Annotated in this window: 11 protein-coding genes; 8 read left to right on the plus strand and 3 right to left on the minus strand. The window is 74.5% G+C overall.

Translation table 11 applies throughout. The features are described 5' to 3' along the window. The first annotated feature begins 8 nt into the window (after positions 1-8). On the plus strand, positions 9-923 hold the full coding sequence (locus tag ACFV3E_RS12850) for a Gfo/Idh/MocA family protein (protein WP_500534718.1): 915 nt from the start codon (positions 9-11) through the stop codon (positions 921-923). Here the strand turns inward: ACFV3E_RS12850 and lnt are convergent. Beyond that, positions 895-2,421 (minus strand): apolipoprotein N-acyltransferase, encoded by a 1,527-nt coding sequence (gene lnt, locus ACFV3E_RS12855; protein ID WP_500534719.1) that lies wholly within the window; start codon positions 2,419-2,421, stop codon positions 895-897. The two genes, ACFV3E_RS12850 and lnt, sit on opposite strands and share 29 nt — an antisense overlap. 188 nt (positions 2,422-2,609) lie before the next feature. Here lnt and ACFV3E_RS12860 point away from each other — a divergent pair, with 188 nt between their 5' ends. Further along, complete coding sequence (locus ACFV3E_RS12860) at positions 2,610-5,027, plus strand: SpoIIE family protein phosphatase (protein WP_500534720.1); 2,418 nt, start codon at positions 2,610-2,612, stop codon at positions 5,025-5,027. A gap of 49 nt (positions 5,028-5,076) precedes the next feature. Here the strand turns inward: ACFV3E_RS12860 and ACFV3E_RS12865 are convergent, their stop codons facing one another. Then, positions 5,077-5,760, minus strand: a complete 684-nt coding sequence (locus ACFV3E_RS12865; RefSeq protein ID WP_500534721.1) for a hypothetical protein — start codon at positions 5,758-5,760, stop codon at positions 5,077-5,079. Between the two features lie 147 nt (positions 5,761-5,907). On the opposite strand from ACFV3E_RS12865, the gene ACFV3E_RS12870 reads away from it, so the two are divergent. The 6 genes from ACFV3E_RS12870 (at position 5,908) to ACFV3E_RS12895 (ending at position 11,956) form a co-directional block, all read left to right on the plus strand. Further along, positions 5,908-6,783: an Fpg/Nei family DNA glycosylase gene (locus tag ACFV3E_RS12870; RefSeq protein WP_500534722.1), complete on the plus strand. Its 876-nt coding sequence runs from the start codon at positions 5,908-5,910 to the stop codon at positions 6,781-6,783. Between the two features lie 50 nt (positions 6,784-6,833). Further along, positions 6,834-7,553 carry a flavodoxin family protein gene (locus ACFV3E_RS12875; protein ID WP_500534723.1) on the plus strand — a complete coding sequence of 240 codons (720 nt, stop codon included), beginning with the start codon at positions 6,834-6,836 and terminating at the stop codon, positions 7,551-7,553. Position 7,554: 1 nt separating this feature from the next. Continuing rightward, positions 7,555-8,166, plus strand: coding sequence for an NAD(P)-dependent oxidoreductase (locus ACFV3E_RS12880; protein ID WP_500534724.1), 612 nt, complete (start codon positions 7,555-7,557; stop codon positions 8,164-8,166). A gap of 90 nt (positions 8,167-8,256) precedes the next feature. Then, positions 8,257-8,793, plus strand: a complete 537-nt coding sequence (locus ACFV3E_RS12885; RefSeq protein ID WP_500534725.1) for a DoxX family protein — start codon at positions 8,257-8,259, stop codon at positions 8,791-8,793. A gap of 68 nt (positions 8,794-8,861) precedes the next feature. Beyond that, complete coding sequence (locus tag ACFV3E_RS12890) at positions 8,862-10,028, plus strand: lactate 2-monooxygenase (RefSeq protein WP_500534726.1); 1,167 nt, start codon at positions 8,862-8,864, stop codon at positions 10,026-10,028. Positions 10,029-10,159: 131 nt separating this feature from the next. Next, positions 10,160-11,956, plus strand: a complete 1,797-nt coding sequence (locus tag ACFV3E_RS12895; protein ID WP_500534727.1) for a hydroxysqualene dehydroxylase — start codon at positions 10,160-10,162, stop codon at positions 11,954-11,956. A 260-nt stretch (positions 11,957-12,216) separates the two neighbouring features. On the opposite strand, the gene ACFV3E_RS12900 is transcribed toward ACFV3E_RS12895, so the two are convergent. After that, entirely contained in the window at positions 12,217-12,927 is a 711-nt protein-coding gene (locus tag ACFV3E_RS12900; RefSeq protein WP_500534728.1) for a class I SAM-dependent methyltransferase, read from the minus strand. Positions 12,928-12,960: the final 33 nt, after the last annotated feature.

Consider the following 12,960-nt stretch of genomic DNA (forward strand, 5'->3'; position numbering starts at 1 on the left):
AGCGGCACATGGAACCCCTCAGGATCGGGGTCATCGGACTCGGCGACATCGCGCGCAAGGCGTACCTGCCGGTGCTGACCGCGCAGCCGGGGGTGGAACTCCACCTGCACACCCGCACCCGCGCCACCCTCGACGCCGTCGGCGACACCCACCGGGTCCCGGTCCCGCACCGCCACGAGACCCTCGACGCCCTGCTCGACCAGGGGCTCGACGGGGTGTTCGTGCACGCCCCCACCGAGACGCACGTGGAGATCACCGAACGCCTCATCGCCGCGGGCGTCCCCGTGTACGTCGACAAACCGCTCGCCTACGACCTGGCCGGGGCCGAGCACCTGGTGCGCCTCGCCGAGGAACGCGGGGTCGGGCTGACGGTCGGCTTCAACCGCCGCCACGCGCCGGGCTACGTGCAGTGCGCCGACCACCCGCGCGACCTGATCCTCCTGCAGAAGAACCGCATCGGGCACCCGGAGACCGCGCGCACCGTCGTCTTCGACGACTTCATCCACGTCGTCGACACCCTGCGCTTCCTCCTCCCCGGCCCCGTCCAGCACACCGACGTCCGGGCACGGGTCCGCGGCGGGCTGCTCCACCACGTCACGCTCCAGCTGTCCGGCGACGGCTTCACCGCGATCGGCGTGATGAACCGCATGAGCGGCTCCAACGAGGAGGTCCTGGAGGTCATGGGCCAGGACAGCAAGCGCCAGGTGTTCAACCTGGCCGAGGTCGTGGACCACAAGGGCCAGCCCACCGTCCGCCGCCGCGGCGACTGGGTCCCCGTCGCCCGCCAGCGCGGAATAGAGGGGATCGCCCTCGCTTTCCTCGACGCCGTACGGCACGGCAGGCCCCTCGACGCCCGCGACGCGCTGCGGACCCATGAACTGTGCGAGCGCGTCGTCACCGCCGTGACCGAGCAGACCTCCTGAGCGCCGCCTCGTACGCGCCCGCCCCGGCCAGCAGCAGCACCGCCAGCCGGGGCACCCAGTCGCCGAGCCGGTCGTACGGGCTGCGCCCGGAACTCAGCGGCACGTCGTAGATCTGCGCCGCGCTGCGCGACGTGCCCAGCGACGGGCCGATCCGCTCGCCGCGGGCGTCGTGGACCGCGCTGATCCCGGTCAGCGTCGCGTGCACCATCGGCCGCCAGGACTCGGCCGAGCGCAGTGCCGCCAGCGAGGCGTGCTGCGCGGGCGCCCAGCTCCCCTGGAACGAGGACGTGGAGGACTGCGCCACGAGCAGCTGCGCCCCGTCGTCCGCGAGGTGCCGGCTCATGTCGGGGAACGCCGACTCGAAGCACACCAGGGGCCCCAGCCGCACCGAGCCCGCGTCCATGACCACCTGGTGGTCGCCCCGGATGCGGTCCTCACCCGCCGCCCTGCCCACCGACGTGGCCCAGCCCAGCACCGTACGGGCCGGGACGTACTCGCCGAACGGCACCAGCCGCATCTTGTCGTAGCTCGGGCCGACCGGCCCGTCCGGGCCCATCAGGACCGAGGTCTTGGATATCCCGAGGCCGTCCGCCCGCCGGGCGTCGACGTTGACCAGGATGTCGGCGCCGACGTCCCGGGACAGCGCGGCCAGCCGGTTCGCCAGGTCGGGACGGGAGGACAGGTCGAAGCCGACGCTGCTCTCCCCCCACACCACCAGGTCCACGCCCTCGCCCGCGAGCGCACGGGTCAGCCGCTCCCCCTGGTCGAAGCGCGGCTGCGGCCCGGTGATCACCCCGGGCTGCACGACCGCCACCCTTACGGACTCCCCGCTGCGGGCCGGGACCGGCGCCCAGGCCCACACCGCCGTCGTGCCCACCGCCGCGGCGGCCAGCACGGACCCCGCGGCCGCCCGGCAGGAGGGCACCGCGAGCAGTGCGGCCAGCGCCGTGTTCACCGCCACCACCAGGAAGCTGACCAGCCACACGCCCCCGATCGAGGCCAGCCGCAGCGCCGGCGCCACCTGCCACTGGCTCGCCCCCAGCAGCCCCCACGGCCCGCCCAGGTACTCCCACGACCGCACCAGCTCGACCAGCAGCCAGGCGGACGGCACCAGCACCGTCGCCGCCAGGACCGTGCGGCGGCCCGGTGTGCCCCCGAGCAGCCGCCGCACCAGCCACCCCCACGGCGCCCACAGGGCCCCCAGCAGCAGGGCGATGAGCACGATGAAGACGTGCAGGCTCGGGATCAGCCAGTGGTGCACGGCCACCATGAAGCCGGCCCCGCCCAGCCAGCCGTCCAAGGCGGCCCGCCGCCCCGTCGGCGCGGCGCGCGCCAGCAGCATCCACGGCACGAGGGCGACGTACGCCAGCCACCACAGCGACGGCGCGGGGAACGCCAGCGCGGGCAGCGCCCCCGCCGCCGCGGCCGCCGCGCCGCGCGTCCAGGGCGAGGCGAGCCGGGGGGAAGCCGTCCGCGGCCCGTCGACCTTCAGCGTCACCTGCGCCACTCCTCACACTCGCCTGGCCTCAGTCTCGTTCGTCCGGACGGCCTTGCCCAGAGGGCCACGGCGCGTGAACCGGCGGCCCCGTGCCGTGCGCGCCCCGCCCCCGCCGCGCACGCCGGTTGAGAGTGCCCCGGCGGGGGACCATGCTGAGGGGGAACGGCCGTGAGGACGAGGACGTACCCATGGGAAGGCGTACCGGCCACGGGGAGCACGGGGGAGGGAAGGAGCGCCACGGGCTGAGGCCGCCCGCGGCGGCTGCCGTCGCTGCCGGTGACACGGGGGTGCTGACCGCCTGGGGCGAGGACGCCTGCCGGCTGCTCGGCTGGTCGTCCGCCGAGGTGCTCGGCCGGCCCGCCGGCACCCTGCTCGCCGCCCCGCTGCCCTTCGCCGCACTGCGCCGCATCGCCGCCGGACGCGCCTGGGCGGGCCCCGTCGTCCTGCGCCACCGCGACGGCGGGGACGTGCCGGTCCGGCTGGGGCTGCGCCTCCTCAGCGACGCGTCGGGCACCGCGCACTGGGCCGTCACCGCGACCGCCCCCGGGCGACCGGAACCGGACGCCGGGGTCCTCGCCCAGCTCCCGGTCGCCGTCGCCGTCTACGACCGCGAGGTGCGGCTCAGCACCGCCAACGCGGCGATGGAGCGCCTGGTCGGCAGGAGCGTGGAGGAGGTGCGCGGACAGCGGCTGCGCGAGTTCATGGCCGGCCCGGCCTTCGAGGAGTTCGACCGCGTCCAGGAGGAGGTGATGCAGACCGGCGCGACCGCGCGCCTGGAGAGCCTCGGCCGCCCGCCCGGCGACGACCGCGACCACGCGTACGCGATGCTGGTCTTCCCGCTCAGGGACGGGTCGGGACAGGTCACCGGGGTGTCCGCCGCGGTCTACGACACGACCGAGCAGTTCCACGCCCGGCGCCGGCTGGACATCGTCAACGAGGCGAGCACCTGCATCGGCACCACCCTCGACATCACCCGCACTGCGCAGGAACTCGCCGACGTCTCCGTACGGCGGTTCGCCGACATGGTCAGCGTCGACCTGCTGGACTCCGTCGTCCGCGGCGAGGAACCCGGCCCGTTGCCGGCCGCGGGCGCCCTCGCCTTCCGCCGCGTCGCCCAGCAGTCCGTGCTGCCCGGCTGCCCCGAGGCCGCGGCCCAGGTCGGGGAGCTGGACACGGTGCCCGAGCACTCACCGGCCGCCTGCGCCCTGGCCACCGGGCGGGGGTCGCTGCACCGCACCCACGAGCCGGAGATCCGGCGCTGGACGGAGTACGACCGCGCCCGCGGCAGGAGCGTCGTCGACTACGGCGTGCACTCGCTGATGGTCGTGCCGCTGCGCGCCCGGGGCGCGACCCTCGGACTGGCGATCTTCATCCGGCACCGCACCCTCGACCCCTTCCACGCCGACGACCTGCTGCTCGCCGAGGAGATCGCCGCCCGGGCCGCCGTCTGCGTGGACAACGCCCGTCGCTACTCCAGGGAACGGGCCACCGCCCTCACCCTGCAGCGCAGCATGCTCCCGCGGCACTCCCCGCGGCAGGCCGCCGTCGAGGTCGCCTCCCGTTACCTGCCGGCCGGCTCCCGGGCGGGCGTGGGCGGCGACTGGTTCGACGTGATCCCGCTCAGCGGCGCCCGGGTGGCGCTCGTGGTGGGCGACGTCGTCGGCCACGGGGTGCACGCCTCGGCGACGATGGGACGGCTGCGCACCGCCGTGCGGACCCTCGCCGACGTCGACCTGGCGCCCGACGAACTCCTCACCCAGCTCGACGACCTGGTGGTACGCCTCGACATGGAGGAGGGGCAGGGCATCGAGGGCGGCTCGGACCAGTTCTCCGGGGAGGTCGGCGCCACCTGCCTGTACGCGGTCTACGACCCCGTCACCCGGCGCTGCACCATGGCACGCGCCGGCCACCCGCTGCCCGCCGTGGTGCTGCCCGGCGGCCGGGCCGACTTCCCCGACCTGCCCGCGGGGCCGCCGCTGGGGCTGGGCGGGCTGCCCTTCGAGTCGGCGGAGCTGGACCTGCCCGAGGGCAGCCTGCTGGCCCTGTACACGGACGGCCTGATCGAATCGGCCGGGCACGACGTCGACGCGGGGCTCGCGCTGCTCGCCCGGACGCTCACCCGGCCGGCCGGGAGCCTGGACGAACTCTGCGACAACGTGCTGTACCGGCTGCTGCCGGACCGGCCCCGCGACGACATCGCCCTGCTGGTCGCCCGGACCCGCGCCCTCGACGCCCACCAGGTCGCCACCTGGGAGCTGCCCGACGACCCGGCCGTCGTCGGGCAGGCGCGCAGGACGGCCGCGGAGCAACTGCGCGAGTGGGGGCTGGGGGAGGCCGTGTTCATCACGGAACTGGTCGTCAGCGAACTGCTCACCAACGCGATCCGCTACGCCGGCGGCGGCCCGATCCAGCTCCGGCTGATCCGCGACGCCACCTTGATCTGCGAGGTCTCCGACCCCAGCAGCACCGCCCCGCACCTGCGCCGTGCCCGGGTCTTCGACGAGGGTGGCCGCGGGCTGCTGCTCGTCGCCCAGCTCACCCAGCGCTGGGGATCCCGGCAGACGCCCACCGGCAAGACGATCTGGGCCGAACAGGAACTGGCCTGACCCTCTGATGTGGCGTCAGCCCCGGTGCGGGATCGGCCCTGAGGCGGCGTCAGCCGCCGCGGGACCAGTCGCCCTGCCGGCCGCCGTTCCACTGGCCGTCGTTCCAGTCGGTGCCGCCGCCGGTGCGGTGCCGCCCGCCGAGGTGACCCTGCTCGCCCGAGCGGTGCGCGGCGATGGCGCGGGCCACGGCCTCCTGCCAGTCCTCGCTGTCCCAGGTGCCGCTGACGCGTGCGTGGCGGCCCGGGGCCGGGGCGTCGCCCGGGGCGTCCGGCCGCGCGGTGTCGCGCGTTCCGGTGCTCGCCGCGGTACCCGTGCCCGTGCCCGTCGACGCGGCCTTCGTGACCGCCGCCGTGTCGGCCTTCGTGGTCTCGGCGGAGATGGCCGCGCCCGCGGCGGTCGGCACCATGGCGTCCTCGGCGGACCCGTCCGGCACGGCCCTGGCCGGCCCCTGGGCGGCTTCCGCGACGTCGCCGGAGCCGCCGTGCGGCATGAGCATGGACAGTCCCGCGATGGCGCCGGTCGCCGTCAGCACGGCGGTGCCCAGCGAGGCGCGGCCGGGACCGCCGCGCTGCCCGCGGTGGCGGCCGCCGACGACCTCTCCGCTGATGACCTTGACCTCCGCGGCCTCACCCGCCTCCACCGGCTGCGGCCGGGGTATCACCTCGGTGGGGTCCAGCGCACCCGGGTCGGGGTGGCTCGGTGCCTCGGCGGGCAGGGGGAGAGAATCGGCCATGGCTGCGATCATTCACATCCGGCGGCCCGATGTCCAGTTCTCCCGAAGATCCAACTGTCTGTTCATGGTGCGGTATTGACGCCGAAACCGGGCGGAACCGTCCCGTCGCCGCTCGCACCCCGCCGCCCCGGGGCGCACACTGGTCGCATGCCGGAACTGCCCGAAGTCGAAGCCCTGGCCGGTTTCCTCACCGGCCGCATGGCCGGCCACGCCATCGCCCGGGTGCTGCCGGTGGCGGTGAGCGTCCTGAAGACCTACGACCCCCCGCTGGACGCGCTGCACGGGCGCACCGTGACCTCCGTCGGGCGCCGGGGCAAGTTCCTGGTCTTCACCACCGACGAGGGCGCGGGCCCGTACCTCGCCGTCCACCTGGCCCGGGGCGGCTGGCTGCGCTGGAAGGACGACCTGCCCGCGACCCCGCCCCGCCCCGGCAAGGGCCCGCTCGCGCTGCGGCTGCTGATGGCGGAACCGGAGGGCGCCGGCTTCGACCTGACGGAGGCGGGGACGCAGAAACGGCTCGCCGTCCACTGCGTCCGGGGCCTCGCGGACGTCCCCGGCATCGCCCGCCTCGGCCCCGAACCGCTCGATGCCGCCTTCACCCTCGAGGTCTTCGCGGCCCTGCTCTCCGGCGAACGCCGCCGCGTCAAGGGCGTCCTGCGCGACCAGGGCGTCATCGCCGGTGTCGGCAACGCCTATTCGGACGAGGTGCTGCACGCCGCCAGGATGTCGCCGTACGCGCTCGCCGCGAACCTCTCCGCGGAGGAGGTCAGCCGCTTGTACGAAGCGCTGCTCACCACCCTCCGGGACGCCGTCGAACGCTCCCGGGGCCTGGCCGCGGGAGACCTGAAGGGCGAGAAGAAGACCGGGCTGCGGGTGCACGGGCGCACCGGCGAACCGTGCCCCGTCTGCGGCGACACGATCCGCGAGGTCTCCTTCAGCGACTCCTCCCTGCAGTACTGCCCCACCTGTCAGACCGGCGGGAAGCCGCTCGCCGACCGGAGGATGTCGCGGCTGCTGAAGTAGCCGCCCGGCGGGCGGTGACCCAGGATGACTGGTGACCGAAAGGGTGCGCCATGTCCGATTCCACCGGGTACCGCTATGACGACCTGGGTGCGCTGTTCCTCAACTGCACGCTGAAGCGCTCCCCCGAGGTCAGCAACACCGAGGGGCTCATCGACCGCAGCCGCGCCCTGATGGAGGCGCAGGGGGTCCGCACCGAGGCCGTCCGCGCCGTCGACGAGGACATCGCCACCGGCGTCTGGCCCGACATGACCGAGCACGGCTGGCGGACCGACGCCTGGCCCGCCCTGTACGAGAAGGTGCTCGCCGCCGACATCCTCGTCCTGTGCGGTCCGATCTGGCTCGGCGACAACTCCTCCGTCACCCGGCGCGTCGTCGAGCGGCTCTACGCCTGCTCCAGCCTGCTCAACGACCGCGGCCAGTACGCCTACTACGGCCGGGTCGGCGGCTGCCTCGTCACGGGCAACGAGGACGGCGTCAAGCACTGCGCCATGAACCTCCTCTACAGCCTCCAGCACCTGGGCTACACCGTCCCGCCGCAGGCCGACGCCGGCTGGATCGGCGAGGCCGGCCCCGGGCCCTCCTACCTCGACCCGGGCTCCGGCGGCCCGGAGAACGACTTCACCAACCGGAACCTCTCCTTCATGACCTGGAACCTGATGCACCTGGCCGCCCTGCTCAAGCGCTCCGGCGGCATCCCGGGCCACGGCAACCAGCGGAGCGCCTGGGACGCCGGCTGCCGCCCCGACTTCGCGAACCCGGAGCACCGCTGACATGCGCATCGCGATCTTCGGAGCCACCGGCCACGTGGGACGCGAACTCGTGGCGCAGGCGCTCGACGCGGGCCACGAGGTCACCGCCCTGGCCCGCGACCCCGCCGCGCTCCTCCCGCACGAACGGCTGACGGTCGTCCCCGGCGACGTCCGGGACCCCGAGGCCGTCGGCCGCGTGATCGCGGGCGCCGACGGGGTGCTCAGCGCACTCGGCACCCGCTCCCCGCGCGGCGGGACGGTCTGCGCCGACGGGATGCGGCGCATCCTCCCCGCCATGCGGGCGCTCGGCGTACGGCGGCTGGTGGCCGTCGGCGCCTACGGGTCGGGACCCGGCCGGCGCGGTGTGTACCGGGCCGCGACCTCGCTGGTCATCCCGGCCATCATGCGGGACAAGGACCGCCAGGAGGAGCTGATCCGCGCCGAGGGCGACCTGTGGACGATCGTGCGGCCCGCCGTCGTCACCGGCGGCCGCTACTCCGGCGTCTACCGCACCGGATCCGACCTGCGGCTCGGTCTCGCCTCCCGGGTCAGCCGGGCCGACGTCGCCGACTTCATGCTCCGTGCCCTGGGCTCCGAGGACTGCGTACGGCGGGCCGTGGCCATCAGCTCCTGACCGCCCGGACGGCCCACCGCGGGCGGCGCCCGCCGCGGCGGGCGCCGAGACTGGCCGTACGCGCCCGCACCGCCCCGGAAGGACCCCGCCATGCCCACCAACCGCCGCAAGGACCTCGGACTGCTCGCGCTGCGCCTCGGGACCGGCTCGGTGCTCTTCGCGCACGGCGCCCAGAAGCTCTTCGGCTGGTTCGGCGGCCACGGCCTGGAGGGCACGGGCGAGGCGATGGAGTCCATGGGCTTCCGGCCCGGCCGGCGCAGCGCGCTCGCCTCGGGCCTCGCCGAGGCCGGCGGCGGCACCCTGCTGGCGCTCGGCCTGGCCACCCCGGCCGCGGGCGCGGCCGCCGCCGGCGGGATGGCCGGCGCCGTCTCCGTGCACCTGCCGGCCGGCTTCTTCGCCGCCTCGGGCGGCTTCGAGCACCCGGCCTTCCTCGGCTTCACGGCCGCCGCGATCGGCATCGCCGGGCCCGGCCGCTACTCCCTGGACCATCTGACCGGCGACGTACTGGACTGCTCCTGGACGGTCGTGGCCTGCTTCGCGGCCAGTGCCGTCGCCGCGGCGGTGGTGATCTCCCGCCGCAACGCCGCCGTACGCGCCGACATGGCGGCCGAACTGCCGCAGCCCTGACCGGACGGTGGACGCGGCGGTCCGGTCCTGACACAGTCCTGCTCTCGGCACCGAGAGACGGGACAGGGATGGGCGACCGGGCTGACCACCAGTACGAGATCTACCTCAACGGGCTCGCGGGCGTGCTGCCCGCGCTCCCCACCGACCTGACGCGGCTGGAGGAACTGGCCGCCGAGCGCCTGGCGCCCGGCCCCTTCGGCTACGTCGCCGGCAGCGCGGGCAGCGGCCGCACGGAACGCGCCAACAGGGAGGCCCTGGACCGGCTGCGGATCGTGCCGCGCATGCTGCGCGACGTGTCCGCGCGCGACCTGACGGTGGAGGTCCTCGGCCGCACGCTGAGCGCCCCGCTCGCGCTGGGCCCGGTCGGCGTGCTGTCGATCGTGCACCCCGACGCCGAGCGCGCGGCCGCCCGTGCCGCCGCCGCGCAAGAGGTGCCCTTCGTGCTCTCCTCGGCGTCCAGCACGCCCATGGAGGAGGTCGCCGAGGCGATGGGCGACGCGGAACGCTGGTTCCAGCTGTACTGGGCCAAGGACCGCGAGGTCACGCGGAGCTTCCTGGGCCGTGCCAGGGCCGCCGGCTACACCGCGCTGCTCGTCACCCTCGACACCCCGTTGCTCGCCTGGCGCCCCCGCGACCTGGACCAGGCGTACCTGCCCTTCCTCAAGGGCATCGGCACCGCCAACTACTTCAGCGACCCGGCCTTCCTCGCGGGCCTCGCCAAGCCCGTCGAGGAGGACCTGAACGCGGCCGTCCTGCACTTCGTCGGCATGTTCGCCGACCCCGGCAAGACCTGGCCCGACCTCGCCTTCCTGCGCGAGAACTGGGACGGCCCCATCGTCCTCAAGGGAGTGCAGCACCCCGACGACGCCCGTCTGGCCGCCGACGCCGGCATGGACGGCGTCGTCGTCTCCAACCACGGCGGCCGCCAAGTGGGCGGCGCGATCGGCGCCGCCGAGACCCTGCCCGCCGTGGCCCGCGCCGTCGGCGACCGGCTCGCCGTCCTCTTCGACAGCGGCATCCGCACCGGCGACGACGTCCTCAAGGCGCTCGCCCTCGGTGCCGACGCCGTCCTCGTCGGCCGCCCCTACGCCTACGGCCTCGGCCTCGACGGCCAGGCGGGCGTCGAGCACGTCATCCGCTGCCTGCTCGCCGAGTTCGACCTCACCCTCGCCCTGTCGGGGCACTCCCGCCCGGGGGACCTGGGCCCGGAGGTGCTGCAGCACGTCGGCGCGTGACCGGCCGCCCGACAGCGGCGGCCCGAACACGCTGTGAGGGTCCTGTGCGGCCACGGCCGGGCCGTCGTGGGCGGGGGCGGCAGTGCATAACCTGGCGTGGACATGATGATCCGTCAGGTCGGGAGGCACGCATGGCGGTGGACGGGCGGACACGCAGGCGGTTCCTCGCCGGGGCCGGTGGGGTGGCGGCGGGGGCGGTGGCGGTCCGGACCGGTGTGTCCGGAGTCGCGCGGGCGGCCACGGGGGCGAAGCGAGTGGCCGTGCTCGGCGGAGGGGTGTCGGGGCTGAGTGCCGCGCACGAACTGGCCGAGCGCGGCTACGCCGTGACCGTGTACGAGTACCACACCGCGCTGGGCGGCAAGGCGCGCAGCATGGACGTACCTGGCACGGGCGGCGGTGGACGCGGTGCGCTGCCCGGGGAGCACGGCTTCCGGTTCTTCCCCGGGTTCTACCGCAACCTGCCGGACACGCTCCGCCGCATCCCCTTCCCCGGCAGCCCCGGTGGCGTCCACGACAACCTGCGCTCCGGCACGGAGGCGCTGTTCGCCCGTGCGGGTGGCCGGGCCGATCTGCACTTCCCGCTCCGCCGGGTGACCACGCCGCCGCGCGCGGGCGACGTCACGCCCGCGTGGATCCGTGACCAGGTGCTGTCCGCGCTCGGCCTGGTGACGCGGCTGCCGGCACACGAGGCCGCGTACTTCGCCGACCGTGTGCTGGTCCACCTCACCAGCTGCGATGCGCGACGCGAGGGCCAGTGGGAGAACGTCCCTTGGTGGGACTTCATCCGTGCCGGGGAAATGAGCGAGGAGTACCGGCTCTTCTTCGGCATCGGCCAGACCCGCAACCTCGTGGCGACCCGTGCCGAGGAGGCCTCCACCCGGACCGTGGCCCGGGTCATCATCGAGGCGCTGCTGCTCTGGGGTCTGCTCGGCCGCGGCCAGGACGGCGACGCCGACGTCGACCGGGTGCTCAACGCGCCCACCAGCGAGGCGTGGATCGACCCGTGGGAGGCCCACCTGCGCTCGCTCGGCGTCGAGTTCGTCCTCGGCACCGAGGTGCGGGAGGTGCTGTACGCGGGCGGCCGGATCACGGGCGTACGCGTCGGCGCACCGGACGGCACGGCCACCCGGACCGTCACCGCCGACCACTACGTGAGCGCGCTGCCCGTCGAGCACGCCCGGCTGACCTGGGGGCCAGGCCTGCGCGCTGCGGATCCGCAACTCGGGCGGTGCGACCGGCTGCGCACGGACTGGATGGTCGGCGTGCAGTTCTACATGGCCGGGCCCACCCCGCTGGTCAACGGGCACGTGAACTGCCTCGACTCGCCGTGGTCGGTCACCGCGATCGGGCAGGCGCAGTTCTGGGACGGACACGACTTCGCCGCCGACTACGGTGACGGCCGTGCGGCGGACTGCGTGTCGGCCATCGTCTCGGAATGGGACAAGCCGGGGATCCTCTACGGCAAACCGGCCCGGCGGTGCACCCGCGAGGAGATCGTCGCCGAGACGTGGGCGCAGCTGAAGGACGCGGTCGGCACGGCCGGGGACCGGGTCCTGGACGACGCCGACCTGCTGTCGTGGTTCATGGACCCGGCCGTCACCGGTCTCGGCGGTCCCGACCCCCGCAACCGGGAGCAGCTCCTCATCCACCCGGCCGGCACGCTTCACCACCGCCCCTCGGCGGCGACGGCCGTCCCCAACTTCTTCCTCGCCGGGGACTACGTCCGTACCGACGTCGACCTCGCCACCATGGAGGGCGCCAACGAGTCCGCCCGCCGCGCCGTGAACGCCCTCCTCGACGCGGACGGTTCGGACGCCGACCGTTGCCGCGTCATCCCCCTCTACAGGCCGCCGGAGATGGAGGCGCTCAAGAAGGTGGACGAGCTGCGCTACCGCCTCGGCCTGCCCAACACCTTCGACCTGGGCTGACCGTGGGGCCGTCCCGCACGTGGTGGTGTCCCGGCTCGGTGAAGTTCAGCCGATGCCGTCGAGAGCGAGCGAGTGCCGAGCGGCGAAACCAGGTCGACGTGGATCAGTGCGGTACCCCGATCACGTGTTCATGCCCCTGAGAGAGGTCTCCCGGGTGGAGAACGAGGCGCCTTCCGAGCCGTGGTCGGTCCTCGCCCGCATGAAGACATGGAAGATCCTCCGCGACGGCCGCTGACGCGAAGATCTTTACGGGACGAGCCTCAGCCCGCCGGCTTGCGGACGCGGAAGGCGAACTGCCCGCAGTAGGTGAGCTTGCGGAGGTTCGCCAGGGCGGCGCCCCGCTTCGTCCGCTGCGCCCAGGTGTCGATCTCGGCGTTCAGGGGCGACGCCTCGTCCCAGTACCGGCCGTACTCGGCCGGCCGGCCGTGGTACGAGCGCATGATGAGGGTCACCCCGTCCAGGGAGGGCCGGATCTCCTCCAGGGCGAGCCCGGCCTCCTCGACCAGCACCCGGAAGCCGTAGGGCGTGTAGTTCCAGAGGCTGAAGGAGTGGTACGGCTCGAACTGCGAGGTGCTGCCGATGAAGACCGCGCCCGGCCGCAGCACGCGGCCGATCTCGGCCAGCAGCTCCCTCGGACGGGAGACGTGCTCGAACACCTGGTGCGAGTAGATCAGCGGGACGGCGCCGGTGCGGAAGGGCAGCCGGACGCCGTCGTAGTGGACGACCGGGTCCCCGCCGGCGGTGCGCTGCCGTGCCTCGGGGGAGTCGCCGATGTCGACGCCCACCCAGCGCACCTCCGGGTTGTGCCGGCGGAAGCGCGCGGCCGAGGTGCCGCGGCCGCAGCCGAGGTCCACCACCTGGTCCGGCGCGTGGGCGGAGGTCATGGCCTCGTCGAGGTAGAAGCGCGACGTGACCTGGCGGGCGTGGTCGTCGGGGATGCAGTCGCGCATGAGCTCCCACAGGGTTGCCATGGACCCGATGCTACGGACGGGCCGCGGGCCGGG

The organism is Streptomyces sp. NPDC059718, assembly GCF_042733315.1.
In the GTDB taxonomy this organism is placed as follows: domain Bacteria; phylum Actinomycetota; class Actinomycetes; order Streptomycetales; family Streptomycetaceae; genus Actinacidiphila.

Bases quoted from the DNA above. Each gene is read 5' to 3' on its own strand.
- ACFV3E_RS12850 (WP_500534718.1), top strand. From the start codon at position 9: ATGGAACCCCTCAGGATCGGGGTCATCGGACTCGGCGACATCGCGCGC.
- ACFV3E_RS12860 (WP_500534720.1), top strand. From the start codon at position 2,610: ATGGGAAGGCGTACCGGCCACGGGGAGCACGGGGGAGGGAAGGAGCGC.
- ACFV3E_RS12865 (WP_500534721.1), bottom strand. From the start codon at position 5,760: ATGGCCGATTCTCTCCCCCTGCCCGCCGAGGCACCGAGCCACCCCGAC.
- ACFV3E_RS12870 (WP_500534722.1), top strand. From the start codon at position 5,908: ATGCCGGAACTGCCCGAAGTCGAAGCCCTGGCCGGTTTCCTCACCGGC.
- ACFV3E_RS12875 (WP_500534723.1), top strand. From the start codon at position 6,834: ATGTCCGATTCCACCGGGTACCGCTATGACGACCTGGGTGCGCTGTTC.
- ACFV3E_RS12880 (WP_500534724.1), top strand. From the start codon at position 7,555: ATGCGCATCGCGATCTTCGGAGCCACCGGCCACGTGGGACGCGAACTC.
- ACFV3E_RS12885 (WP_500534725.1), top strand. From the start codon at position 8,257: ATGCCCACCAACCGCCGCAAGGACCTCGGACTGCTCGCGCTGCGCCTC.
- ACFV3E_RS12890 (WP_500534726.1), top strand. From the start codon at position 8,862: ATGGGCGACCGGGCTGACCACCAGTACGAGATCTACCTCAACGGGCTC.
- ACFV3E_RS12895 (WP_500534727.1), top strand. From the start codon at position 10,160: ATGGCGGTGGACGGGCGGACACGCAGGCGGTTCCTCGCCGGGGCCGGT.
- ACFV3E_RS12900 (WP_500534728.1), bottom strand. From the start codon at position 12,927: ATGGCAACCCTGTGGGAGCTCATGCGCGACTGCATCCCCGACGACCAC.